At 53.8% G+C, this 25,438-nt stretch carries 24 protein-coding genes and 1 tRNA gene; 17 read left to right on the top strand and 8 right to left on the bottom strand.

From position 1 onward, the window contains the following. Positions 1-92 precede the first annotated feature (92 nt). A complete protein-coding gene (locus HOL66_11455) occupies positions 93-317 on the top strand; it encodes a hypothetical protein (protein ID MBT5244848.1) in 225 nt (74 codons plus the stop codon). Positions 318-784: 467 nt separating this feature from the next. Here HOL66_11455 and HOL66_11460 read toward each other — a convergent pair. Together HOL66_11460 and HOL66_11465 are read right to left on the bottom strand one after the other, a co-directional pair. Then, positions 785-861: transfer RNA gene (locus HOL66_11460), tRNA-Pro, on the bottom strand. Between the two features lie 78 nt (positions 862-939). Beyond that, complete coding sequence (locus HOL66_11465) at positions 940-1,956, bottom strand: polyprenyl synthetase family protein (protein ID MBT5244849.1); 1,017 nt, start codon at positions 1,954-1,956, stop codon at positions 940-942. Positions 1,957-2,040: 84 nt separating this feature from the next. Between HOL66_11465 and HOL66_11470 the strand changes: the two genes are divergently transcribed. From HOL66_11470 to HOL66_11500, 7 genes are all read left to right on the top strand, one after another. Beyond that, positions 2,041-2,268, top strand: coding sequence for a DUF2007 domain-containing protein (locus HOL66_11470; protein MBT5244850.1), 228 nt, complete (start codon positions 2,041-2,043; stop codon positions 2,266-2,268). After that, on the top strand, positions 2,265-3,017 hold the full coding sequence (locus HOL66_11475; protein ID MBT5244851.1) for a methyltransferase: 753 nt from the start codon (positions 2,265-2,267) through the stop codon (positions 3,015-3,017). The genes HOL66_11470 and HOL66_11475 overlap by 4 nt, the downstream gene beginning before the upstream one ends. Before the next feature lie 177 nt (positions 3,018-3,194). Beyond that, positions 3,195-3,464 carry a hypothetical protein gene (locus HOL66_11480; protein ID MBT5244852.1) on the top strand — a complete coding sequence of 90 codons (270 nt, stop codon included), beginning with the start codon at positions 3,195-3,197 and terminating at the stop codon, positions 3,462-3,464. 83 nt (positions 3,465-3,547) lie between these two features. After that, positions 3,548-4,426 carry a glycine--tRNA ligase subunit alpha gene (locus HOL66_11485; protein MBT5244853.1) on the top strand — a complete coding sequence of 293 codons (879 nt, stop codon included), beginning with the start codon at positions 3,548-3,550 and terminating at the stop codon, positions 4,424-4,426. Further along, entirely contained in the window at positions 4,419-6,593 is a 2,175-nt protein-coding gene (locus HOL66_11490; GenBank protein MBT5244854.1) for a glycine--tRNA ligase subunit beta, read from the top strand. Before HOL66_11485 ends, HOL66_11490 begins: the two co-directional genes overlap by 8 nt. Positions 6,594-6,608: 15 nt before the next feature. After that, complete coding sequence (locus tag HOL66_11495) at positions 6,609-9,284, top strand: pyruvate, phosphate dikinase (protein ID MBT5244855.1); 2,676 nt, start codon at positions 6,609-6,611, stop codon at positions 9,282-9,284. Positions 9,285-9,504: 220 nt separating this feature from the next. Beyond that, positions 9,505-11,751, top strand: a complete 2,247-nt coding sequence (locus tag HOL66_11500) for a PAS domain-containing protein (GenBank protein MBT5244856.1) — start codon at positions 9,505-9,507, stop codon at positions 11,749-11,751. Positions 11,752-11,762: 11 nt separating this feature from the next. Here the strand turns inward: HOL66_11500 and HOL66_11505 are convergent, their stop codons facing one another. After that, positions 11,763-12,410 carry a class I SAM-dependent methyltransferase gene (locus HOL66_11505; GenBank protein ID MBT5244857.1) on the bottom strand — a complete coding sequence of 216 codons (648 nt, stop codon included), beginning with the start codon at positions 12,408-12,410 and terminating at the stop codon, positions 11,763-11,765. Continuing rightward, the gene (locus HOL66_11510) at positions 12,407-13,318 is read right to left on the bottom strand and encodes a folate-binding protein YgfZ (GenBank protein ID MBT5244858.1); all 912 of its coding nucleotides are present in this window, start codon (positions 13,316-13,318) and stop codon (positions 12,407-12,409) included. The genes HOL66_11505 and HOL66_11510 overlap by 4 nt, the downstream gene beginning before the upstream one ends. A gap of 116 nt (positions 13,319-13,434) precedes the next feature. Here HOL66_11510 and HOL66_11515 point away from each other — a divergent pair, with 116 nt between their 5' ends. The 9 genes from HOL66_11515 (at position 13,435) to HOL66_11555 (ending at position 22,386) form a co-directional block, all read left to right on the top strand. After that, positions 13,435-14,397, top strand: coding sequence for a glycosyltransferase family 9 protein (locus tag HOL66_11515; GenBank protein MBT5244859.1), 963 nt, complete (start codon positions 13,435-13,437; stop codon positions 14,395-14,397). Next, on the top strand, positions 14,394-15,182 hold the full coding sequence (locus HOL66_11520; protein ID MBT5244860.1) for a glycosyltransferase family 2 protein: 789 nt from the start codon (positions 14,394-14,396) through the stop codon (positions 15,180-15,182). The genes HOL66_11515 and HOL66_11520 overlap by 4 nt, the downstream gene beginning before the upstream one ends. Next, entirely contained in the window at positions 15,179-15,940 is a 762-nt protein-coding gene (locus tag HOL66_11525; GenBank protein MBT5244861.1) for a glycosyltransferase family 2 protein, read from the top strand. Before HOL66_11520 ends, HOL66_11525 begins: the two co-directional genes overlap by 4 nt. After that, positions 15,941-16,996 carry a glycosyltransferase family 4 protein gene (locus HOL66_11530; protein ID MBT5244862.1) on the top strand — a complete coding sequence of 352 codons (1,056 nt, stop codon included), beginning with the start codon at positions 15,941-15,943 and terminating at the stop codon, positions 16,994-16,996. Between the two features lie 17 nt (positions 16,997-17,013). Next, complete coding sequence (locus HOL66_11535; protein ID MBT5244863.1) at positions 17,014-18,042, top strand: glycosyltransferase; 1,029 nt, start codon at positions 17,014-17,016, stop codon at positions 18,040-18,042. A gap of 8 nt (positions 18,043-18,050) precedes the next feature. Then, positions 18,051-19,823, top strand: coding sequence for an asparagine synthase (glutamine-hydrolyzing) (asnB, locus tag HOL66_11540; protein MBT5244864.1), 1,773 nt, complete (start codon positions 18,051-18,053; stop codon positions 19,821-19,823). Positions 19,824-19,942: 119 nt separating this feature from the next. Next, the gene (locus HOL66_11545; GenBank protein MBT5244865.1) at positions 19,943-20,137 is read left to right on the top strand and encodes a hypothetical protein; all 195 of its coding nucleotides are present in this window, start codon (positions 19,943-19,945) and stop codon (positions 20,135-20,137) included. A 54-nt stretch (positions 20,138-20,191) separates the two neighbouring features. Continuing rightward, the gene (gene pyrC / locus HOL66_11550; GenBank protein MBT5244866.1) at positions 20,192-21,244 is read left to right on the top strand and encodes a dihydroorotase; all 1,053 of its coding nucleotides are present in this window, start codon (positions 20,192-20,194) and stop codon (positions 21,242-21,244) included. Beyond that, on the top strand, positions 21,241-22,386 hold the full coding sequence (locus HOL66_11555; GenBank protein ID MBT5244867.1) for a succinylglutamate desuccinylase: 1,146 nt from the start codon (positions 21,241-21,243) through the stop codon (positions 22,384-22,386). Before pyrC ends, HOL66_11555 begins: the two co-directional genes overlap by 4 nt. Before the next feature lie 131 nt (positions 22,387-22,517). Here the strand turns inward: HOL66_11555 and HOL66_11560 are convergent, their stop codons facing one another. The 4 genes from HOL66_11560 to HOL66_11575 all read right to left on the bottom strand — a co-directional run. Next, the gene (locus HOL66_11560; protein ID MBT5244868.1) at positions 22,518-23,252 is read right to left on the bottom strand and encodes an ABC transporter permease; all 735 of its coding nucleotides are present in this window, start codon (positions 23,250-23,252) and stop codon (positions 22,518-22,520) included. 3 nt (positions 23,253-23,255) lie between these two features. Beyond that, the gene (locus HOL66_11565; protein MBT5244869.1) at positions 23,256-23,945 is read right to left on the bottom strand and encodes an ABC transporter permease; all 690 of its coding nucleotides are present in this window, start codon (positions 23,943-23,945) and stop codon (positions 23,256-23,258) included. A gap of 95 nt (positions 23,946-24,040) precedes the next feature. Next, positions 24,041-24,820, bottom strand: coding sequence for an ABC transporter substrate-binding protein (locus HOL66_11570; GenBank protein ID MBT5244870.1), 780 nt, complete (start codon positions 24,818-24,820; stop codon positions 24,041-24,043). Between the two features lie 80 nt (positions 24,821-24,900). Further along, positions 24,901-25,438, bottom strand: a 538-nt coding sequence (locus HOL66_11575; GenBank protein MBT5244871.1) for an ATP-binding cassette domain-containing protein, incomplete at its 5' end; no start/stop codon positions are given.

Here is a 25,438-nt window from a genome sequence, read left to right on the forward strand (position 1 = left end):
AATACGTATGCACCATCAGCGGCATTTACACATTAGACAATGGTGTCCTTACACAGCGCCCAGCGAAAAGAAGCGTTGGTAAGAAAATCTTCGTGAACAAGCAAACAGGCGAAGTTACAGGGCCGTTTGGCACAGATGGAGCTAAAATCATCAAGATTAAGCGTCCTGATGGCATCCTCAGCGTGGAAATGGAATTTGGCGTAATTGGGGATTTAGCAAACTTAGTTGAGGTTTCAAAAGATAACGGAAAACCTCAGTCTCAATATAACTTTTACTATAAGAAGAACTGGCTCCACATTACGGGTTTGTGCGAATGACCCGGTTATTTACATTGCTGGTAGTATTGATAACCTTCTCCCCAGCAGCATATGCCATGGAGTTGAACGGTGTCTGTCTCGGCACCAAGCAACTTTCAGCACTAGCCAACTCAAAGATGCTGCAAGAACGTCCCTCCACAGATAAATATCGCTTTGAAGGGGGCGACGTATATCACCGATATGGGGCAGGGAAGAGTACCTATACAATAAGGTCATCGTATCTCCGTTCAATCCATTCCAATATCTATCAGGTAATATGCGGTTTGTTCTGAATAACAAACAATCTGGGTATGTCGTTGTCGGGGACAATTACTCTTGGAAAATTATCTATTTGGAATGTGCATTTAAGTAGCGCAGTTTCACGGAACAGCAGCTTGTAAGCTGGTGAAATCACTTCTTGTGGTTGCTAATTGGTTGCTAACCGGAAGTTAGTCCGTCTAATATATCGGCTAAGTGCTTGAAAAGATTGGTCGGAGTGAGAGGATTTGAACCTCCGGCCCCCGCCTCCCGAAGACGGTGCTCTACCAGGCTGAGCTACACTCCGACCGAGCTTTGACGCTTTCTTAGCGTGTGCCTGATGCGGCGGTTTATAGCGTCCAAAGCGAGCAAGGGCAAGGGCGCTCTAGTATGGGCGTTCGATGCAAAAGTCGATCAGGCTGTTCATGGCTGTCTTGACATCACTATCGGGGAAAATACCAAGCGAGTCCCTGGCGATGGCTCCGTAATGGCGGGCCCTGTCAACGGAATCATCAAGTGCCCCGTGTTTGGTCATCAACTGGATTGCGTATTCCAAATCATCTTCGGATTGCTCCAATTCACCCAGGGTGCGGCGCCAGAATACCCGTTCTTCTTCATTGCCGCGTCTGAAGGCCAGGATCACCGGCAGGGTAATTTTTCCCTCGCGGAAATCATCGCCGACGGTCTTGCCAAGGGTTGCCTGTTTGGCGGAATAATCCAGAACATCATCGATCAATTGAAAGGCGATGCCCAAATTCATGCCAAAGGCTTCGAGGCCCTCCTCATCCATTTTTGGCCGGTCGGCGACGACAGCGCCCAAACGGCAGGCGGCGGCGAACAGCTGCGCGGTTTTCGCCTTGATCACATCCAGATAGGCTGTTTCGCCGGTTTCGGTATCGTTGGCGGTCAAAAGCTGCATCACTTCGCCCTCGGCCAGCCTAGCCGACGCAGATGCCAGAATGCCCATCACCTTGACCGAGCCGTCTTCGACCATCAACTCAAATGAACGACTGAACAGAAAATCACCGACCAGAACACTGGCCTGATTGCCCCACACGGAATTGGCGGTTTCCATGCCGCGACGCAATTTGCTTTCATCGACGACATCATCATGCAGCAAGGTGGCGGTATGAATGAATTCGATACAGGTGGCGAGCGTCACATGGCGTTCGCCCTGATAGCCGCACAACTTGGCCGAAGCCAGCGTCAGCATGGGACGCAAGCGCTTGCCACCGGCTGAAATAACGTGACCGGCAAGCTGCGGTATAAGCGTCACCGGGCTTTCCATGCGCTTCAGAATCAGCTGATTGACCAGCTTCATGTCCTCGGCGACGATGGCGGTCAGCTCATCAAACGATGGCTTGCGATCCCGTTTCCCGTCCAGTTCAACAACAATACCCACTTGACCGTTCTCCCAGGTTTTTGTTTGTTTATTCATAGTAAACCGCTTGCCTGTATGGTCAAGCCGAGAAACCGGGATATCTTTATGGTTGAGCTGACGCGAACAAATGATGCGGTGTTGTTGTCGTGGCTGGTCTATGCGCTGGATGCCGATGATATCGAGGCCGTGGTGCTCGATGGTTTTACCTCTGTCATGGAAGGCAGCATTTCAGCCATTCAGCGCCGCGTCATGGTGGCCGAAGAAGATCTTTCCCGAGCCCGGGTTATCCTTCACGAAGGCGAACAGACGGCCAAAACCCCGGTCTCTTCATGAACAAAACACCGCCCACCACTGAAGATTCCCTGCTTGGCGGGCGGGTGCGCATGTTTCAGGGAAAGGACGGTTACCGGGCCGCCATCGATCCGGTCCTGCTGGCCGCCGCCATCCCGGCGGAGCCGGGAGAACGGGTGCTCGATCTGGGTTGCGGCGCCGGGGCGGCTTCCCTGTGTTTGGCCGCCCGGGTCCCGGACCTCAAAATCCGTGGTCTTGACCTTCAATCCGACTTGATCGATCTGGCCCGGCAAAACGCTGCCCTGAATGGGTGCGGCGATGCTGTGCACTTCGTTTGCAGTGATCTTCTTGGGCCCCCACGTGACATCACAGACAAGCCTTTCGACCATGTCATGGCCAATCCGCCGTTTTTGGAAGCCGGAACCGGTAATCCGCCGCCAGATCCCGCCAAGGCGATCGCCAATGTTGAAGGGGCGGCCGGACTGGATGATTGGGTTCAGGCCGCCGCCGCTGCAGTGGCGCACAAGGGCAGTGTCACTTTTATCCACCGTGGTGATCGTATTGATGATCTGTTGGCGGCCTTTCACGGATGTCTGGGTGGCGTCATTGTCATGCCATTGTGGCCGGGCCCGGGGAAGCCTGCGAAGCGGGTTATCGTCTCAGGCCGCAAAGGGGTGACCAGCCCGGCCCAAATCCACCCCGGCCTTACCTTGCACGAAAGCAACGGCCGTTTCACGAAGGCCGCAAACGCCATCCTGCAAGATGCGTCAGGGCTGTCGCTTAAGGCCTAGATCAGTTGACGTTTCGTTTGAACACGTTGTGTTCAAACGAAACGTGAAAAACTGATCGATTATTAAAAAGCGAGCCGATTCACACACTTAAACTGAATCAAGTAATGATTCCGTTTAAGTGTGATCGGCTCTAGCCTTGTCTTGCCAATGCCTGGGTTGGCCTTTACAAAGACTGTCATGTTTGGATTCTCGTTAACAAAGCTGCTGTTTACCATCGCCGCCGTCATTGTCGCCTGGAATGGCTTCAAGTGGTACACGCGGATGCAGGAAAATCGCGCCGTCGGCAAGTCGGGCCGGAGCGAGGGCAAAGCCGCTGCTCCGGGCCCGGCAAACAGCGGTGGCACCGTTGACGCCGAAGAGATGGTCAAGTGTACGGTTTGCGAAACCTACGTGTCCTCGACAAGCGCCGTTTCGTGCGGCAAAAATGGCTGTCCCTATCCGGGATGACGAATTAAGGGAAACCCTTTCTTGACGGGGAATTCTGCGGACATTATCTTCGCTGCACTGCAACATAATGGGGCGATTCGGGGATGTCCGGCGCAAAAGAAAAACCGAGAAACTTTCAAACGATAATTCTCGACCTGCAACACTTCTGGGCCGACAAGGGTTGCGTCATTTTGCAACCCTACGACATGGAAGTAGGGGCCGGAACGTTCCACCCGGCAACGACCCTGCGGGCGCTGGGACCGGACCCCTGGAAAGCTGCCTACGTGCAGCCTTCGCGACGACCCACCGATGGCCGCTACGGTGAAAACCCCAATCGCTTGCAGCATTATTATCAGTTTCAGGTCCTCTGGAAACCTTCGCCGCCTGACAGTCAGGAACTATATCTGGAAAGCCTTGCGGCTATCGGCATCGACCACATGATGCACGACATCCGTTTTGTCGAGGATGACTGGGAAAGCCCGACCCTGGGCGCCTGGGGGCTGGGTTGGGAAGTCTGGTGCGATGGCATGGAAGTCAGCCAGTTCACCTATTTTCAGCAGGTTGGCGGTATCGAATGCAACCCGGTCTCGTTGGAGTTGACCTACGGCCTTGAACGCCTGGCCATGTATATTCAGGGCGTCGAAAATGTTTACGATCTGGACTGGAACGGTGAGCTGACCTACGGCGACGTCTACCTGCGCAACGAGCAGGAACAGTCGGCGTTTAATTTTGAAGTGGCCGACACGAACGTCTTGTTCCGGCAGTTTGAAGATGCCGAAAAGCAGTGCGCCCATGCCTTGAACCATGACAAACCGTTGGCTCTGCCCGCTTATGAGCAATGTATCAAGGCCAGCCATATCTTTAATTTGCTCGATGCCCGCGGCGTTATTTCGGTAACCGAACGCGCCGCCTACATCGCCCGCGTGCGCAAACTGGCAACCGCCTGCGCCAAGGCCTGGGTGGGAGATGGCGAAAATGCCTGAACTGCTACTCGAAATTCTCAGCGAGGAAATCCCGGCCCGTATGCAAAAACGGGCGGCTGAGGATTTGCAGCGTCTTGTTTGTGATGGCTTGCAAAAAGCCGGTCTGGAATATGACAGTGCAGCGGCCTTTGCGACGCCGCGTCGCTTGACGCTTGTTGTGACGGGCCTTCCTGAAAAAACGAAAGCCGGGAAAGCAGAACAAAAGGGACCTCGGATAGATTCGCCCGTCCAAGCCATTGAAGGTTTTTTAAGAAATGTAGGCCGACCAAACGTTGAACACGAACACATAAAAATTCGCGAAACAAAAAAAGGCGAGTTTTATTTTTTTGAAGCTCCGACAGCCCCAAAACAAACATCTCAAGAACTACTATCAATATTGACGAACGCGCTTGATTCAATGTCTTGGCCTAAATCAATGCGTTGGAAAAAAGACCAAACTCAAACATGGGTACGTCCACTTCATGGAATTTTGGCGATTTTTGATGGTGAAACGTTGCCTTTAGATTATGACCTCATCCATACAAGTGAGGCTGTAACAAACCCTTCCACAGAGACAACAATAGAAGCAACAAACTCAACCATTGGCCACCGTTTCCTGTCACCCGAATCTTTTACGGTCAAGGATTTTGCCGACTACAAGGCGAAACTTCTGGACGCTAAAGTCATGCTAGATGCTGATGAGCGTTGCACCTTTATTCAGAAAAAAGTAATCAAATTTGCTAAGGACGAGGGACTAACTGTGCGCCTTGACAGTGGTTTGTTAGACGAAGTCGCCGGATTGGTAGAATGGCCGGTTGTGTTGATGGGTAAAATTGACTCTGAGTTCATGGATGTACCCTTTGAAGTGTTGAACGCCGCCATGCGGGGCCATCAAAAATACTTCTCTTGTATGGATGCTGATGGCAATCCCGCAGCGCACTTCATCTTCGTTTCCAACATGGAAGCAGACGATGGCGGTGCGGCCATCATCGCCGGAAACGAGCGTGTTCTGCGCGCCCGTTTGTCGGATACTAAATTCTTCTGGGACCAGGATCGCAAGCAAGGACTGGAAAGCCGCTTGCCGAAGCTGGCCGGGGTTGTCTTTCATGCCAAGCTCGGAAGTGTGCTGGAAAAAGTTGAACGCATGACGGCGCTGGCCGGTGCTTTATGCGCCCATATTCCGGGTGCCGACGTGGAAACCGTCGAGCGCGCCGCCAAACTGTGCAAGGCCGATCTGGTCACCGGCATGGTCGGTGAATTGCCGGAGTTGCAGGGTTTGATGGGTCAGTATTACGCGCGTGAAACCGGTGAAGACGAAAGTGTTGCCTTTGCCATCGCCGAACATTATTCGCCTGCCGGGCCGGGCGATGCCTGCCCGGAAGCTCCAACCAGTGTCGCCGTCGCTTTGGCCGACAAGATCGATACGTTGGTCGGTTTTTGGGCCATCGATGAAAAGCCAACAGGCTCGAAAGACCCGTTTGCCCTGCGCCGTGCCGCCTTGGGTGTGATCCGGCTGATTATTGAAAATAATTTGCGTCTCTCGTTAAGCAAGGTTTTCGCCGAAACCGTCGCCGAATACATGACCCAGGACAATGCCAGCGTGCAGGCCGGAATGGCAGCGGATGATGACACCGTTGCCACGGCGGGGCTGGATGCTTGGCATATGCCAAGCCTCCTTGCCTTTTTCGCCGATCGCCTGAAGGTTCACCTGAAAGAAAAGGGTGTTCGTCACGATTTGATCGACGCCGTGTTCGCCCTTGGTGAAGACGATCTGGTGCGGGTGTTGGCGCGGGTCGATGCTTTGGGGACGTTTCTTGAAACCGACGACGGAGCGAATTTGCTTGTCGCCTACAAACGCGCCGCCAATATTGTCAGAATTGAAGAAAAGAATGATGAAGGGGTTGAGTATAGGGAGGTAAGGCGGGAACTCTTCGAGGAAGATGAGGAAGATACGCTTTGGCAGAACCTTCATGCTGTTCAAGACAGCTTTGAAGTCTCTCTTAAGGAAGGTTTGTTCACGGAATCGATGGCAGGACTTGCTCAGTTGAGACCTCCAATTGATGCTTTTTTTGATAAAGTAACCGTCAATTCGGATAAACCAGAATTGAGAGCAAATAGGCTTGCTTTGTTACGTGCGATAGTCGTCGTGATGAATCAAGTCGCCGATTTCTCAAAGATTGAAGGTTAAGGGAACAACATACAAATGACGAAGTGGGTTTACAACTTCGGTGACGGTAAAGCCGACGGCAACACTGAAATGAAAAATTTGCTGGGTGGCAAGGGTGCCAATCTGGCCGAAATGAGTGCGCTTGGTCTTCCCGTGCCGCCCGGTCTTACCCTGACAACCGAAGTCTGCACCCACTACACGGCCCACGACAGCAGCTACCCGCAAGCTCTTAAAGAGCAAGTCGCCGATGCCCTGGCCGGGGTTGAGGCGATAATGGATTTGAAATTTGGCGAGGCCGGTAACGCGTTGCTGTTATCGGTTCGCTCCGGGGCCCGCGCCTCCATGCCCGGTATGATGGACACGGTGCTTAATTTGGGCCTCAACGATGAAACCGTCGAAGGGCTGGCCGCCGCTTCGGGTGATGAGCGTTTCGCCTTCGATAGCTACCGCCGCTTCCTGCAAATGTATGGCGACGTCGTGCTGGGGGTTGAACACCATATGTTCGAGGACATGCTGGAGGATCATAAGGACCGCCGCGGTGTTCACCTTGATACGGAGCTGGGCGCGGAAGACTGGCGACAGTTGGTCGATGACTACAAGGCGATGATTGAAAAGGAACTGGGGCAACCCTTCCCGCAAGACCCCTATGAGCAGTTATGGGGTGCTATTGATGCGGTGTTCGGATCGTGGATGAACCGCCGCGCCAAAACCTATCGCGCCTTGCATAATATTCCCGAAGAATGGGGCACGGCGGTTAATGTTCAGGCCATGGTGTTTGGTAACATGGGGGCGGACTGCGCCACCGGCGTCGCCTTCACCCGCGATCCGGCCAATGGCGAGAATGCCTATTACGGCGAGTACCTGATCAATGCCCAGGGTGAGGACGTGGTCGCGGGCATTCGCACCCCGCAACCGTTAACCATTGCCGGCAAGCATGGCGCCCCGGAGGAAGCCCCGGCCATGGAAGAAGCGATGCCCGAAACCTTTGCCGAACTTGTTCGCGTGCGTGATCAGCTTGAGGGCCATTATAAAGACATGCAGGACATGGAATTCACGGTCCAGCAGGGTCGCTTGTGGATGTTGCAGACCCGTACCGGCAAACGCACCACCAAGGCGGCTTTGAAAATCGCCGTCGATATGGTTGAGGAAGGCTTGATCGACAAAGCCGAAGCGATCTCGCGTATTGATCCCGGTCAGCTTGATCAAATTTTGCATCCGACCCTCGACCCGCAAGCCGAACGCCATGTCCTGGCCGTCGGCTTGCCGGCCTCTCCGGGTGCGGCTTCGGGATGCGTTGTCTTTAACAGCGAAGATGCAGAAAAATGGACGGAACGGGGCGAAAAAGTCATTTTGGTACGGGTTGAAACCTCACCCGAAGATATTGGCGGTATGCATGTCGCCCGTGGTATCGTCACCAACCGTGGCGGCATGACCTCGCACGCCGCCGTCGTCGCCCGCGGCATGGGAACGCCGTGCGTTTCGGGGGCCGGAACCCTGAACATCGATTATGCCGGTAAAACCATGACGGCGCTGGGTGAGACCATAAAGGAAGGCGACCTGATCACCATCGACGGGACCTCCGGCGAAGTGATGAAGGGGGCCGTTGCGACCGTGCAGCCTGAGTTTTCAGGCGATTTCTCGAAACTCATGCAGTGGGTCGATGAAACACGCACCCTGGGTGTTCGCGCCAATGCCGAAACCCCGGCGGATGCCAGCACGGCCCGCGAATTCGGGGCAGAAGGCATCGGTTTGTGCCGCACCGAACACATGTTCTTTGATGCAGAGCGCATTACCCTTGTGCGCCAGATGATTGTTGCCGGTGACGAGGAAAGTCGCCGCGCCGCCCTTGATAAATTACTGCCCTTCCAGCGTCAGGATTTCATTGACCTGTTCACCATCATGGAGGGTCAGCCCGTTACCATAAGGTTGCTTGATCCGCCGCTGCATGAATTTTTGCCGCATTCGGATGATGACATGGCGAAGGTAGCCGAAGCGGCGGGGATTGATGTCGCCACCATCAGGGAACGCGCCGCCCAGTTGCATGAATTCAACCCGATGCTGGGACACCGGGGCTGCCGTCTGGGTATTACCTATCCTGAGATATACGAGATGCAGGCGCGGGCTATTTTTGAAGCCGCGGCCGAAGTCACCGCAAGCGGTAAAAGCGTCCACCCCGAAGTGATGATCCCGCTGGTTGCGATCAAGGAAGAACTGGACGTGCTCAAAGCCCTCGTCGATGCGACGGCTGGGAAGGTCAATCAGGAAAAGCGCGTGAAGCTGGACTATAGTGTCGGCACCATGATCGAACTTCCGCGCGCTGCCTTGCGCGCCGGTGAAATTGCCGAAAGCGCGGAATTCTTCAGTTTCGGCACCAACGATCTGACCCAAACAGCCCTTGGCCTGTCACGGGATGACGCCAGCAAGTTCATCCAGATTTATCGTGAGAAGGGTGTGCTTGAAAATGACCCCTTCGTCACCATCGACACGCAAGGTGTTGGTGAACTGGTGCGCATTGCTGTGGAACGTGGTCGCGCCGCCCGGCCCGATATCAAACTTGGTATTTGCGGCGAACACGGCGGTGATGCGGCGTCGGTGACATTCTTCCACGAAGCGGGACTGGATTATGTTTCCTGTTCGCCCTACCGGGTGCCCATCGCAAGGCTGGCCGCTGCCCAGGCGGCCCTGGGCATAAAAGCCAAGGATAACGCCTGAACGTCGACCCGCTTAGGGTTCAAATCTCCCTCTCTGGCATGCCTAAATCCTTTGTAAAAACATGGATATTGGCCTGTGCTTTAATTTTCAAATACCCTAGATTACTATTCATAAATGTTCCCGGGGGGGGCTTAATGTTACGAAGATAATTTCACCGAACTGTTGTTGCCGTTGTTCGTAATATGGTGATGGATTTCAGTCATGGGGTGATCAGAAAGATTTGATAGGACAAACCACCAGCATTCATCCGTTAAAAGATGATCAGGATCAGTCAAACAGCCACGTAAAGAAGCGTGAACTCCTGTTGTTGTTCTCTTTGGTGGTGCTCATCCTGATGTCTTCGTGGGGGGTTCTTTCTCATATTAAAAGCGCCATAAAGACGGATATCGGAAAAACACTGAAATCTTCGCTGGAAACGTCCCATGTCAGCATTAGAAATCAATTCGACCGACAAAAAAAATCCGTAAAAGTTTGGGCAAAAAGCGAGCAAATCCGTGCAGCCGTTCTCGAGCTTCAAAAGTTGCCCGTACAATCTGGTGCGCTGATCAATAGCCAGGCCCAAGGAAATTTACGGGACTGGATTTCATCCTTGATCAGAACGGTTGGTTTTCGTGGCTTTTTTGTCATTGGCAAAGACAACATCAACCTTGCGTCTTCGCGCAACATCAATGTCGGTTTTCCCAGCATCATTGATGAAAAATTGCTGAACAGAGTCTGGCGCGGCGAGACGATCATCAGTGTGCCCCAGCAATCGGATGTTCCCCTTATTGATGTACGGGGCAAGATAGTTTCTGGCCTGGCAACCATGTTTGTGGCCACCCCTGTTGAGGATCAGAACGGTAAAATCATTGCCATTCTTACTTTCCAGCTCGATCCTGATGAAAGTTTCTCGCCCGTTTTTGAAAGAAGCCGTTTTGGGGATACGGGCGAAAGCTATGCGTTTAACAAGCAGGGATTTTTGATCAGCGATAGCCATTTTAATGACAGCCTCAGGGAAATGGGACTGATTTCAGGTGAACATTCTGATTTGATTGTTCAGTTGCGTGATCCCATGGTTGATTTGACACTTGGTGGCAAATCCCCTTTACCGCTGGACAGGCAACCCCTGACACGCCTGGCTAAAAGCGCCACGGCAGGAAATGCTGGCTCGTATGTGGACGGCTACAGGGATTATCGGGGTGTGCCGGTTGTCGGGGCTTGGCTTTGGGACGATGAACTGGGCTTTGGATTTGCCAGCGAGATTGATTTCAGCGAAGCCTTTGCCTCATTCCATCAGATACGTCTTGTTATTATTATTTTCTCGATTCTGTCCATTATCACTCTGGTCGGCCTGGCCCTGGTTTTTTTTCGCGGCCGCAAGGATATTGCCGAGCATGTAAAACAACTTGATTTTCAGAAATTTGCTCTTGATGAGCACGCCATTGTCAGCATTGCCAATGCTCGGGGGGCAATCACCTATGCCAATAAGAAATTTTGTGACGTTAGCGGTTACACCCTTGAGGAGCTGATTGGTCAAAACCATCGTATTGTCAAATCGGACATTCACCCACCGGAATTCTATCAAGACATCTGGAAGACGATTTCCCGGGGCGAAGTGTGGCAAGGGGAAATTCAGAATAAAGATAAAAACGGTAAGGGTTATTGGGTCATGACCACCATCGTTCCTTTCCTCAATGAAAGGGGAAAGGCGTTTCAGTATATTTCCATTCGCACCGATATTACCGAACGCAAAGAGGCCGAAATTGAAACCATGGCCGCCAACCGTGCCAAGTCAGACCTGATGGCCAATATGAGCCACGAACTGCGCACCCCCCTCAATGCCATTATTGGTTTTTCAAGTTCAATGAAGCAGCAAATTTTTGGCCCTATCGCAAATGAAAAATATGAAGAATACCTGAATGATATTTATCATTCAGGCGAACATCTGCTGGAACTGATTAATGATATCCTTGATGTGTCGGCTATTGAGGCCGGTGCATTGGAACTGGATGAAGAGAACGTCAGTTTAATTCAAATCGTCGATTCGACAATGCGTATCATCAAGCCACGAGCCGATGCCGGTCAGGTAGTCATATACTCTTCAATAAGCCCGGACATGCCCCTGATATATATTGACCAGCGCAGGATAAAACAGGTTTTACTTAATCTTTTGAGCAACGCCGTCAAGTTTACCCCCGAAGCAGGCGAGGTCACTTTGAGTGCATGGGTAAATGTAAACGGCTCACTTGCCGTCAGTGTTGCCGATACAGGTATTGGCATGGATGAAGAAGAAATCACCAAGGCCCTTAGCACATTTGGGCAGGTGGATAGTGGACTTGACCGCAAACACGAAGGTACCGGCTTGGGGTTGCCATTGACCAAGGGCCTGATGGAACGCCACGGCGGAAGCCTCGAGATCAAAAGTAAAAAAGATCATGGCACACTGATAACCGTGACTTTTCCAAAACAACGTGTTGGCCTGGATTAAGTGAGCACGTTTCAGTCGCGGCGCACAAAAATCGTCCATTCCTGCAATGGGTAATCGTCGACTAATGCGATATTGTCAGAAAGCTCCGAGCAGAAATCCATGAAATCACTGGCATCGGCGTAATACAGTCCTTCGCCCTGATCGGGGTGTCTTATATCCAGCATGTTGAAGGCAAGGCCCTTATTGGTCATTGGCCACAAGGCCTTCAGGCTGGATTTGACGTAGGCGTTCCAAGGTTCATCATCAACGAGAAGTTTAAGATTGTAAGTACCTGAAACAAAAGTAAAGTCGGCCGCCTGATCAATCTTCGTTGCCTCTGTAAACGTCGCTCGGGGGTCGTGGATTCGTTGCCAGGCGGCATGGATCATTTCTTCGGAAATGTCATATCCGGTGTAGGTCATTTGCGATAATGCGGACCAATCACTGAGGAAGTCGAACATGGCGCCGTAGCCACAGCCAAAATCGCAGATGCTGACGGGTTGCGGTTTTTGAATATCACCAAGAATGCCGGCCAGGATTTCAAAGCGCAGTTGCTGGCCTTCGCTGTTTTTCCATAATACACCGGCAGGGGTTTCGCCGAAACTTCTGACCCGGCGCGAAAACACTTCGGCGATGTCCTTTAGGAATGGTGGCTGTCCCCAGTTACGGAAAAATTTCATGGATTGGATTTAAATTCGGCCCAGTTCGGTTTTGTCGGGTGCAGATGCGTTCCCTCAGCACTTAAGGCTTCGCCACTTTCCATGATGCTCTCGAATTGCTCAAGGCGAACCATTGCCAGCCCTTGATCACCCAATCCGGAACGCATTTCACCGGCTTGCTTGTCTCCCAGCATGAGTGGCGTTCCGGGGGAAGGAAGGGGCCCATCGACGTGAACCGGCATCAGGCGTTTTTTGACCAAGCCCCGATAATGAGTGCGGGCGGTCAATTCCTGGCCCATGTAGCAACCCTTGTCCCAGTCGACTCCATTAAGTTCGTTAAAGCCGTTTTCAAGCAAGATGGCCTTATCGACAATCATATCGCGGCTGCCGTCAGGCAGGCCAAGATGTAACCGTGCCGTTTCATATTCATCAAGGGAACCGGCGGGGAAACCGGCTTTGTCAAGTGATGCCTGGGCTTCGCTTTGCGGGATAACGGCGCGACCACCGATCGCCGCAAGACGGGGGTCGATAAAGACAACGCCACCAAGAAAATCTTTGGCCAACCCTTCCCGGACATCCAGTTCAAGGGCATCGGCGACGTCGTCACCGATAAGGGCGGCAACGCAAAAATCCTCGCTGCGATCGATCAAATCCACTTTAGAACGCAGTTTGTACATGGTCAGCTTGCGCTTCAAATCATCCAATCTGTCGGCTTCGCAGTCGATCAACAGGCCACCATCAATCTGGAAGATGAAAAAATCGTGCAGAAATTTCCCCTGCGGGCTCAGCAATGCCGAATATAGTGCGCGATCCGGGCTTACTCTGGTGACGTCGTTGGAAACCAGGCCTTGCAGGAAGTCAGTGGCGTCGTCCCCCGACACGCCCAAAAGGCCACGGTTTTGCAGTAATATATGAGAACAGATTGACATGATTTTCCCGATGCTTCCCTGGATTGCAATTCAAGACATAGATTTGGTGTTTTTTTGCGCTCTTGGCAAGGGCTGAGCGCTTTGCAACTGCTGCCGTGGCACGTATAACAACGACTATGAGAATCCTGTTTATCACATCGACTCGTGTTGGTGACGCAATTCTGTCAACAGGCCTGCTCAACCATCTGATCGAAAAGCATCCCAAGGCCCGTATCACAGTAGCCTGCGGGGCAGCGGCGGCATCCTTGTTCGAGGCGGTTCCGGGGCTGGAAAAAATCATCGTTTTGGACAAGATGCTCTTCTCTTTGCATTGGCTAAGACTATGGGCACTTTGCATGGGGCGAATTTGGGACGCTGTTGTCGACCTTCGTAATTCATCGATGTATTACGTTTTACCTGCCCGTAAGCGTTGGCGCATTGGGCGTACCCAGGCGGGGCAGCACCGAATCAAGCAGTTGGCGTCTATTTTTGATCTGGCTGAACAGCCACCTTCACCAAAGTTGTGGTTATCGGATGCCATCAAGCTCAGGGCGAAAAACATGATTGGTGAGGGTGCGCCCATAATAGCCGTTGGGCCGACGGCCAACTGGCGGGCGAAGACGTGGCGGGCTGAACATTTTGTCGATCTGATCGAGCGCCTGACGGCTTCTGATGGAATTATACCCGGTGGGCGGGTTGCGATCTTTGGGCGCGACGATGAACGGCCTGGCGCGCTTAGTTTGATTGATGCCGTGCCGCGCGAGCGGCGAATCGATTTGGTTGGCCATCTGGATTTGCTGGAAGCCTTTGCGTGCCTGAAATGTTGTGATTTCTACGTTGGCAATGATTCAGGGTTAATGCATCTTGCTGCGGTTTCGGGAATCCCGACTTTGGGTCTTTTCGGACCCAGCCCAAAAGAACTGTATGCCCCGTGGGGGGAGTTTTGCGACGCGGTATCGACCCGTATCCCTTACGAGGAGATTTTCCCTGAAAACTTCGATCACCGGGGGTCAGATACCCTGATGGACAGTCTAAGCGTCGAGTCTGCAGAACAGGCAGCCCGGGAATTGTGGAACCGCAAGCAGGAAGTCGGATCATGAACACAAGACCCGCGACAGCAGAAAATCTTTCTGTTCTTCTTGTCGTTCATAACGAGGAAGCATGTCTTGATGATTGTCTCAAGCGGTTGTCCTTTGCGGGCGAGTTGGTGGTTGTCCTCGACAAGTGCACTGACGGTTCAAAGGAAATAGCCTGCCGCTATACGGACAGAATTCTGGAAGGCGCCTGGGAGCTTGAAGGTGAGCGCCGCAATGCCGGTATCGAATTTTGCCGGGGCGCGTGGATTCTGGAAGTCGATGCCGATGAATGGGTTAGCGCCGAACTGGCTACCGAAATTTGCGCGACCATTGATTTAGGTAACGGCGATATCTTTAATATTCCCGTTCATAATTACGTTGGCGGACGCTGGATCCGTTATGGTTGGGGTGGAAATTTTGGCAAGAACGGCTATCCGGGCCTTTTTAGAAAAGGCGTCAAGTCTTGGGGAAACGAACGCGTCCATCCGCATTTGACGGTCACGGGTTCACAAGGGCCTGTGCTGACCAATCCTCTGGTTCACCATATTGATAAAAATATTTCCGACATGATCCGCCGTTTTGATCGCTACACAACAGCCCGGGCCAAAGATCTGGCGGAGCGGGGTGAAATGGGCTCGGTTGTTAACATGGTACGGAAAATTTTCTCACGTTTCTGGAAATGCTACGTGGCTCGCAAAGGTTACCGGGAAAACGGCTATGGCATCGTCATTGGCATCCTGGCGGCGATCTACCCACTGGTTTCGTTGCTCAAAGCGACGCTTGAAGAAGCAGAGAATACCAGATCATGAGCGATGTCTCCTTAAGCGCCCTGATCTCTGTCCATAATGAAGAAGCCCAGCTTGCCGATTGCCTGGAGCGCCTTTCCTTCGCTGATGAAATCGTCGTCGTCCTGGACAAGTGCAGCGATGGATCACAAGCTATAGCCGAAAAATTCACCGATCAAATTCATCATGGATCCTGGACCCTTGAAGGGCAACGGCGTAACGCTGCGATCAGTTTCTGTCATGGTCGCTGGGTGTTTGAAATTGATGCCGATGAGCGGGTACCTGAAGACCTGGCCGATGAAATTCGCCGTACCATTGATACTTCATCTTACGGATGGCACGAAATTCTCGTTGATAATTACATCGGCAAGCGGCTGGTGCGCTGGGGTTGGGGGGCGTCATTTGGTAAGGCCGCCTATCCGGGGTTGTTTCGTAAAGACGTCAAAGTGTGGGGCGCCCAACGGGTTCATCCGTCGCTTGCGTGGTCAGGCAAAAAAGGACCGATGCTGACGGGGCGTCTCGAGCATTATGTAGATCAAAATATTTCGGACATGATTAAAAGGCTGGATAATTATTCGAGCGCCAGGGCCCGGGATTTGCGCGACGCGGGAGAGACCTGGGGTTCTACGGCAAACAACGTGCGCCGCCTGTTTTCACGGTTTTTCAAATGCTATGTTCTGCGAAAAGGCTACCGGGAAGGCGGCTATGGGTTGTTAATTGCGCTTTTTGCCGGGCTTTATCCCTTGCTCTCTCATCTTAAGGCGAAACTGGAGGACAACTGAGTGTCACGCATTGTGTTTGCCGATGACGGCATTGAATTTGATGGCAAGACACCCGAAAACGGCCCCTTGGGCGGGGTTGAATCTTCCGTCGTCAACCTGATGGAAGAATTGGCAGGGCGCGGCCACGAAGTTCTGGTCCGCAATATGTGCGCCGCCCCGCTGGTCCATAAGGGGGTCGACTGGGCCCCGATCCATAGTGACAGGCCCTATGGGAATATGCCCGAACAGGCAGATTTGTATATCGCCAACCGTGGCGACAAGTTGATCGACCTGATGCCGAAGGCCGGGCGCAGTGTCTTCTGGATTCATAATCCGGCAAGTTTTCTTCTTAAATGGCGCTACCTCAAGAAGCTGTGGAAAGTGCGTCCAGCGATTATCTTTATTGGTGATTATCACGCCACAACGTATCCCAGATGGGCCCCGGCAGGTGAGCGCATTGTCATCCCTTATGGTATTCCTGATCTTTTCAGGGATGCCGAGCCGGGCACACAAATTCCAGGGCCGCGCGCTGTCTTCACTTCAAACCCGCTGCGTTCCCTGGACTGGTTGCTTGAACAATGGCAACACCATATCCAGCCGAAAGTTCCCGGCGCCGAATTGCATGTTTTCTCGGGCGCGGCGACATACGGCGCGGTTGGCGCAGGAAAGGCCAAGGCTATGGACAAGGTGCTTGAGCAAGCCCGCGCCCTTGAAGACAAAGGTGTTGTCCTGCGTGGCCCTGTCGCCAAGGCGCAACTGGTTGAAGAATTTCGTCAGGCCCGTGTACTGCTCTACCGGGGCGACATCAACGAAACTTTCTGTCTTGCCGTCGGTGAGGCGCAGGCCATGGGTGTTCCGGGTGTCGTTGAAAACCTTGGTTCGGTATCAGAAAGGGTGATTGACGGGAAAACCGGATATGTCGCTGATAGTGAAATCGGCTTTACATCATCGGCGGTAAGCTTGCTCAATGATGATGATTTGTGGCAAACACAGCATCAGGCAGCACTGCAAAGCCAACGCAGGTGGGGTTGGCCAGAAGCAGCAATGGAATTTGAAAAATTAATAGCCCAGGTTTGAAGGTCGGAAAATAGAATATGCGTGTATTACAAGTCATGGCGGGCGCCGAATATGGTGGCGCGGAAGCGTTTTTCACCCGTTTGGTGTTGGCGCTCAGGCGCGCTGGTCTCCATCAACGGGTCGTCATCAGGAAGAACGAAGCCCGCGCTTCGACCCTTCGCGAAGGCGGCATCGAGCCGGTTGAATTACGCTTCGGCGGCCCCCTCGATATCTGGACCCGCATGGGCCTGAAACGCGAGATTGATTCTTTTTATCCACATGTGGTTTTGACCTGGATGAACCGGGCGACATCTATGTGTCCACGCGGGGACTTTGTTCACGTCGCTCGTTTGGGCGGCTATTACGATTTGAAATATTACAGCAAGTGCGATCATCTGGTCGGCAATACCGAAGACATCGCTGACTATCTGACCGGCAAGGGCTGGCCCGCGGAACGCGCGCACTACCTGCCAAATTTTGTCAGTGCCGAAACGGCGGCACCCCTAGACCGCAAAGATTTCTATACCCCCAATGACGCAACGCTGTTGCTGGCCATGGGACGGTTGCACGAAAACAAGGCTTTCGATGTGCTGCTCGACGCCTTGTCCCGTATCCCCAATGCTTACCTTTGGCTTGCCGGGGAAGGGCCCAAACGGGCCGAACTGGAAGCACAGGCGGAAAAAATTGGCGTCAAACCAAGGGTTCGTTTCCTCGGCTGGCGTGACGATATAGCGGCTCTTTTGGCGTCGTGTGATGTTTTCGTCTGCCCGTCGCGACACGAACCTTTGGGCAATGTGGTTGTTGAGGCCTGGGCCCAATCAAAACCCGTCGTTGCCGCCGATAGCCTCGGCCCCGGCGTTTTGATCAAACAAGACGAAAACGGGGTTCTCGTGCCCATTGATGACAGCAAATCACTGGCCTACGCCATTAGTCAGGTGTTGGTCGATGAAAATCTGCGTTCAGGCATAGCCCGGCACGGTCGAACAACCTACGAAGAACGCTTTACCGAAGAGGCGGTCGTCGCCCAGTACCTGAATTTCTTTGAAAGTATTGTGGACAAGGAATAGCAGTCGCCATGTGCGGAATAGCAGGGCTCATGATGGGGGGCGGAGCATCGCCGGACAGTGATGTTCTTGATCGGTTGTCTGGCGCCCTCGCCCACCGGGGCCCCGATGGCCACGGGTGTCATCTGTCGGGCGCCGTCGGCATGGTACAGACGCGTCTTGCCATTATCGACCTGCTAACGGGCGATCAACCCCTGTATGCACCGGGACGGGGCGATGAGGCGAAGGCCGCCCTTGTCGCCAACGGCGAAATTTACAATTACATCGAACTTAAAGAGCAAATGCCCGGTACAGCCTTTGCCACCGGGTCAGACTGTGAATTGCCTCTGCATCTTTATCTAGAACAGGGACAGGAATTTACCAAATCCCTGCGCGGCATGTACGCCCTTGCTGTTCACGATTTGGTGGCCGACCGTCTGGTTTTGGCCCGCGACCCATTTGGCATCAAGCCTTTGTATTATTGTGAAATGGCTAACGGGTTTGCCTTTGCCTCCGAACCCCAGGCTCTCATTGCAGCCGGTCTGGTGACAGCCGCCCTAAACCCGCGGCAGCGTGATGCCTTGCTGCAATTGCAATTCACCTGCGGACGGGAAACCGCCTTTGAAAGCATATCCCGGGTTCTTCCTGGGGAGACGCTTGTCGTCGAGGATGGCAAGATTATCGACAGAATCCAGCATCGTGCCTTGCCCGGGGGGGCGCGCACGCAGGTTGATGAGGCACAGGCCTTAAACAATCTTGATGCGGCCTTGAACGACAGTGTCGGGGTTCATCAACGTTCTGACGTTCCTTACGGCATGTTCTTTTCAGGGGGTGTCGACAGTTCCGTCTTGCTGGCGATGATGACGCGCTTGAACGAGCGGCCCGTGCGGGCCCTGACGGCAGGATTTTCCGGCACCGCTGTTCATGATGAGCGTGACCATGCCCGCAGCGTCGCCGCCGCGGTTGGCGCCGATCATATGGAGGTTGAGTTCTCCGAAGACGATTTCTGGAACCTGCTTCCCGCCATTTCCGCCGCCATCGATGATCCGACCGCCGATTATGCAGTCCTGCCCACCTATAAGCTGGCTGCCCGGGCTCGTGCCGAGGGTTTGAAGGTTGTCCTTTCGGGCGAGGGCGGTGATGAATTGTTTGCCGGTTATGGTCGCTACCGCCATGCGGCCCGGCCATGGCCGCTGACCAAAAAAATGCGCCGAAAAGGAATTTTGCAAGACCTTGGGGTGTTGCGCGAGCAACCGGCCAACTGGCGTGAGGGTATTGCTGCGGCCGAGCGGCAAGAATCCCAACCAGGAAGGTCGGCTCTTCAGGTTGCCCAGGCCGTCGATTGCGCCGACTGGTTGCCTGCTGACCTGTTGACCAAGCTGGATCGCTGTCTGATGGCTCACGGTGTCGAGGGCCGGGTGCCCTTTCTTGATCCAGCCATCGCCGAAGTCGCCTATTTATTGCCTGATCGCCTGAAAGTCAGCCAGGGAAAAGGCAAATGGCTGTTGCGGCGCTGGCTGGATAATGCCCTGCCTGTTGCCAAGGCTTTTGAAAGCAAGCGGGGCTTCACGGTTCCGGTTGGTCAGTGGATTGAAAAGCGGTCCGGGCAACTGGGGGCGCTTGTTGCGGCACAGCCTGGGATTGCCGAAATTTGCCGTCCCGGCGCCGTCGAAGCCCTGTTCTCGGCTGGTGGCAAGCGTCAGGGCAAGGCGCAGTGGACACTACTGTTTTATGCCTTGTGGCATCGCACCCACATTTTGGGGCTGCCAACCCAGGGTGATGTCTTCGATAGCCTCTCTTGTTAAAATTTATCCACAAACAATAGCCGAAAAATCGTCATTCTGTCAGGTAGCCTTAAGCGAGCGGAGTCAGAATTTGTTTTAAGGAATCAAGTGAGTGATAGTCTGATCCAAAGGGCAAATGAATGACAATTTTGTATGTAATTATCGGAGCGCTTGTCGCTCTCTCACTGGGGCTTTCCCTTTTTTTGCGGGTGTTGAATTCAAAGAAACTGGAACAGGAAAAGCAAAGGCGCAAGTTTGAAGCCATGCAGGTAGTTGCAGAGGCCCAGAGCACAACCGAACAGTCGTTTATTCCTAACGGTTACGGTGCCGAATAATCAAACTTAACTTGGCGCTTTTTAGGCAGCTGAAGTTCCCTTATAACGAAGAGCATGGATACGCTCGACAGCATCACCATTGCTCGCCCCGATGACTGGCATGTGCATTTGCGTGACGGCGCGGTGCTTGACGCCGTCGCCGGACTGACGGCCAGATCGTTCGCCCGCGCCATCGTCATGCCGAATCTGGCACCGCCGGTGACGACCATTGATGATGCATTGCGCTACCGGGATCATATTTGCACCGCTGTTGGCGAAAGTGCTGCCTTCACCCCTCTGATGACATGCTACCTGACAGATGAGGCAGATGCGGACGAAATCCGGCGTGGCTTTGAGGAAGGGGTGTTCAGCGCCGTCAAATTGTACCCGGCCGGTGCGACAACCAATTCGGCATTGGGCGTTACCGACATGAACAGGGTTTCGGGTGTTCTTGAGGCCATGCAGGATATCGGTATGCCGCTTTTGGTTCATGGCGAAGTCACCGACCCTGACATTGATATTTTTGACCGGGAGGCCGTCTATATTGAGCGGGTTCTGAGCCCGATGCTGAACGATTTTCCGGCCCTGAAAGTGGTTTTCGAGCATATCACCACGTCTCAGGCCGTGGCTTTCGTGCGCGCCCAGGGGCCGCGCTTGGGTGCGACAATCACGGCCCATCATCTGTTGATTGACCGTAACGACATGTTCAAGGGTGGCATCCGCCCGCATCTGTACTGTTTGCCGATTGCCAAGCGCAAAGGCCACCGTCTGGCCTTGCTGGAAGCCGCAACATCAGGCGAGGCAAGTTTTTTCCTGGGTACTGACAGCGCCCCCCACGCCATAAATTTAAAGGAGGCCGCCTGCGGCTGTGCCGGTGTCTTCAGCGCCCCTGCGGCACTGGAACTGTACGCCCATGCTTTCGATCAGGCAGACGCCATGGATAAGCTGGAGGCCTTCGCTTCCCTCAATGGCCCGGCCTTCTACGGGTTGCCGGTGAACGAGGATACGGTGTCACTGGTCCGCGAGGACTGGCAAATTCCGGTCGCTGTCCACACGGCGGGAGATGCCGACATCCTGTCCTTTATGGCAGGGGAGACAGTGTCCTGGAAAATAAGGAGAAGTGCGTGAGCAAGATCATTGAAACCATTGAACTGATCACTCCCAGTCCGGGCACTTCGCGGCAGTTAAAAGTCCACCACTACGGCACGCCGGGGGCGGGGCCAAAGGCCTATTTTCAGGCCGCCCTGCATTCTGATGAATATCCGGGTCTGCTGGTCGCCAATCATCTGATTGCCTTGCTTGACGAAGCTGATGCCGAAGGGGCCATAGAAGGCGAAATCATTGTTGTGCCGGTGGCAAACCCAATCGGTCTTGGTCAGCAATTGAACGGCCAGCATGTGGGGCGCTACGAATTTTCCGGCGGTGGTAATTTCAACCGTTCCTGGCCTGATTTAAGTGAGCCCGTGTACGGCGCGGTGCAGGGAAAACTGGGTGCAGACGAGAAGGCAAATATTGCCGTGATCCGCGAAGCGTTACAAAAGGAAGTGGCGGCGATGAACGTGGTCACCGAATTTGATGGTTTACGCAAAGCCTTGATGGGGCTATCGATCACCGCCGATATGGTGTTTGACCTGCATTGCGACAATGAGGCGTTGATGCATTTGTATTCGTCGGTTCGTCATACTGACCTGGTCGCCGAGCTGGCCCGTGATATCGCCGCTCCCGTCTCGTTACTGGAAATGGATCCGGGCGGTGGTCCCTTTGATGAAGCCAACGCCGGGGTCTGGTGGCGGCTTGCCGAAAAAGCAGGCGAGGGGGTCCCCATCCCGGCGGCTTGCTTCGCCGTCACCGTTGAGCTTCGCGGTCGTAATGATGTTTTTGATGATATGGCCCGCAATGACGCAAGGGGGCTTTTCCGGTTCCTGCAACGGCGCGGTGTTATCGCCGGTGATCCGGGACCATTACCCAAGGCCGTGGGCGAACTGACGCCGCTTGAAGGAACCGACGTCATCCGCTCCCCCGGTTCCGGTATCGTTGCTTACAAAAAGGATCTTGGAGACACTGTCGAAGCGGGCGAAGTCATCGGCGAGTTGATCGATCTTATGGCCGACGACCCCGGCAATGCCCGCACCCCGATCACCAGCAAGGCAAGCGGCCTGTTCTTTACCCGCATGAACGAAAAACTGGTCCGTCAGGGGGCCGAAATCTGCAAGGTCGCGGGCAAGGAACCACTTGAACACCGGAAAGCGGGCGGTTTGCTGGAGTCCTAGAGCCGATCACACTTAAACGGAATTATTACTTGATTCAGTTGAGGTGTGTAAATCGGCTCGCTGTTTAAAAAATCGATCAGTTTTTCACGTTTCGTTCGAACACAACGTGTTCAAACTAAACGTGAACTGATCTAGTGCATGGACGCGGTTATCGTTGCCTCTTGGACCTGATCGATATCGCGCTGGCGCAGATGGGCGCTCCAGCGGTGTTCGACCTTCCTGAAAACATACAAGATGCCGTAGGTGACGCACAGGTAGAGCAGCCCGGCGGTGATGTAGATTTCGTAAATATCGAAGGTCCGCGCGGCGATCACCCGGGCAATACCGGTCAAGTCCATCAGGGTGATGATGGAGACCAGTGAGGTCGCCTGAAACAGGAACACCACTTCATTTGAATAGGCCTGCAGGGACAGCCTGAAAGCCTTGGGCAGGATGATACGGCGATACAGCAGGACACCGTGCATTCCGCACGCCTTCGCCGCTTCAACCTCGCCTCCTGGCACAGCGCGAATGGCGCCGCGCAAAATTTCCGCCGTGTACCCGGCCGTGTTAAGGGATAGCGAAAGGATGGCGCAGAAATAGGCCTCACGGAAGAATACCCAAAGGCCAAGGCTTTCCAACTGGTCGCGGAACTGCCCCGATCCGTAATAAATCAGGAACAGTTGCACCAAAAGCGGGGTGCCGCGGAAGAACAGGATGTAGCCGTAGGCGGGCATCCATAAAAGCGGGTATTTCGAGACCCGCATCAAGCCCAGCGGCACCGCCGCTGCAAGACCGATAAACAGGCTCAGCAGGGTCAACTGGATGGTCAGTCCCATGCCGCCGATCATGGCAGGAAGGCTATCGATGATGATTTGAAAATCCATGGCCTATCCTCTCCTGACGCCGCGGTTGGCCCAGGCTTCCATGCGTTGCTGGGCGAACATGGATATCAGGGTAATGGCCAGGTAGATCATCGCCGCGGCGAAGAAGAAGGTGAACGGCAGTTTTGTCGAACGGGCCGCCATGTCTGTTTTGCGCAATAATTCAGGCAACTGGATCACCGATATCAGGGACGTCGCCTTGAGCAGCACCATCCACACATTGCCAAGGCCGGGCAGGGCGAAGCGCCAGACCTGTGGCAGCAACACCCGGACCACCACCTGCTTACGTGACATGCCAAAGGCGTGGGCCGCTTCGATCTGGCCTTTTGGTACGGCTAAAATAGCGCCGCGCAGGACTTCGGTGGCGAAAGCGCCGTAGATGACGCCAATGGTGATCACACCGGCAATGAAGGGGTTAATGTCGACGATAATATCGTAGCCAAAGCCCTCCAACGTGTTCTGTATCAGGGTCGGGGTGCCGTAATAGATAAGCAGGATCAAAAGCAGTTCGGGAACGCCGCGGATGACGGTGGTGTAGGTCCCCGCAGCACCACGCGCCACCGGTGATTTTGACAGCTTGCCCCATGCCCCCAACATGCCCATGACGAAGGCCACACACAGGGCCAGGACGCCGACGCTAAGCGTCATCTGCAGTCCGTCCCATAATGTCCATCCATAGCCTTTAAGGTCGAGCACGGTTTTTCAGGTTTCCTCGTTTAAAACGCAATCACGCCCGCGAGATGTCCCGCGAGCGTGATCGTTTCAGTTTTAAGTTCTGCAACGTTTAAGGCTTATTTGCCGTAAACGTCGAAGTCGAAGTATTTGGCATTGATTTTTTTGTAAGTGCCATCGGCCAGAATTTTCTTGATAGCGGCGTTGATAGCGGTACGCAACTTGTCCTCGCCTTTACGCACGGCGATACCGGCACCATCACCGAACCATTTGGGATCGTTGAAGCCTGGGCCGATCAGCTCAAAGCCTTTACCGGCATCGGTCTGAATAAAGCCTTCATCCACGGCTACCGAATCGGCAATGCCGGTATCGAGGCGTCCGGAAGCCAGATCTAGGTAGACTTCGTCCTGTGTCGCGTAGGATTTGATGTCGGCAACATCGCCGAAGTTATCGCGGGCGAAGTTTTCATGAATGGTGGCGCGCTGCACACCAATGGTTTTGCCCTTCAGGCCAGACTTGGTAATGGTGATACCTGCGCCCTTTTTGGCGAAGAACTTGGCTGGCGTTGAATAGTACATGTCGGAAAAATCGACTTTTTCCTTACGTTCCGCGGTGATCGACATGGACGCCAGAATGGTGTCGAATTTCTTGGCCAGCAGGCCGGGGATAATACCGTCCCAGTCCTGAATAACCCATGTGCATTCAAATTTGGCGGCCTCGCAGATGGCATTACCGATATCGACATCAAAGCCGACCAGTTTGCCGTCAGCATCGACATTATTAAATGGCGGGTAAGCGCCTTCGGTGCCCATGCGGACCTTCATGCCGGCATCGGCGTGAGAGAAAGCAAGACCGGTAAAGGCGATACCGACAAAGGCGGCAATGAGTTTGTTGATCATAATATCCTCCCTGGATTTTTTTGGTTGTCGTGGGCGAAAGTTTACGGCAGCAAAAGCCGCAGAGTCACGTCTTTAAGTTATTACAAGTTGCTCGACAGGAACTGGCGGAAACGTTCGCTCGCGGGATTGGCAAACATTTCCTGAGGCTTGCCCTGTTCTTCGATCCGGCCTTCGTGCAGGAAAACCGATTGCGTAGAGACCTCGCGGGCGAAGCCGACTTCATGGGTGACGACGATCATCGTCGCGCCCTCTTCGGCAAGGTCGCGGATCACCTTCAGCACCTCGCCGACCAATTCCGGGTCAAGCGACGACGTTGGTTCATCAAACAGCATGACATCGGGCTCCATGGCCAGGGCCCGGGCAATGGCGGCGCGCTGTTGCTGGCCACCCGATGTGTGTGACGGGTAGTAATCGCGGCGCTCAAACATGCCAACCTTGTGCAGGATCGCATCGGCCCGCTCAATGGCCTCGGCCTTTGGCACTTTCAGGACGTGAACCGGCGCTTCGATGACGTTTTCCAGTACCGTCATGTGGGACCACAGATTGAAGTTTTGGAAAACCATGCCCAGCTTGGTTCTGATCCGCGCCACTTGTTTCTGGTCGGCGGGTTCGGGTTGG

This window comes from Rhodospirillaceae bacterium (assembly GCA_018662005.1).
Taxonomy (GTDB): Bacteria; Pseudomonadota; Alphaproteobacteria; order Rhodospirillales; family JABHCV01; genus JACNJU01.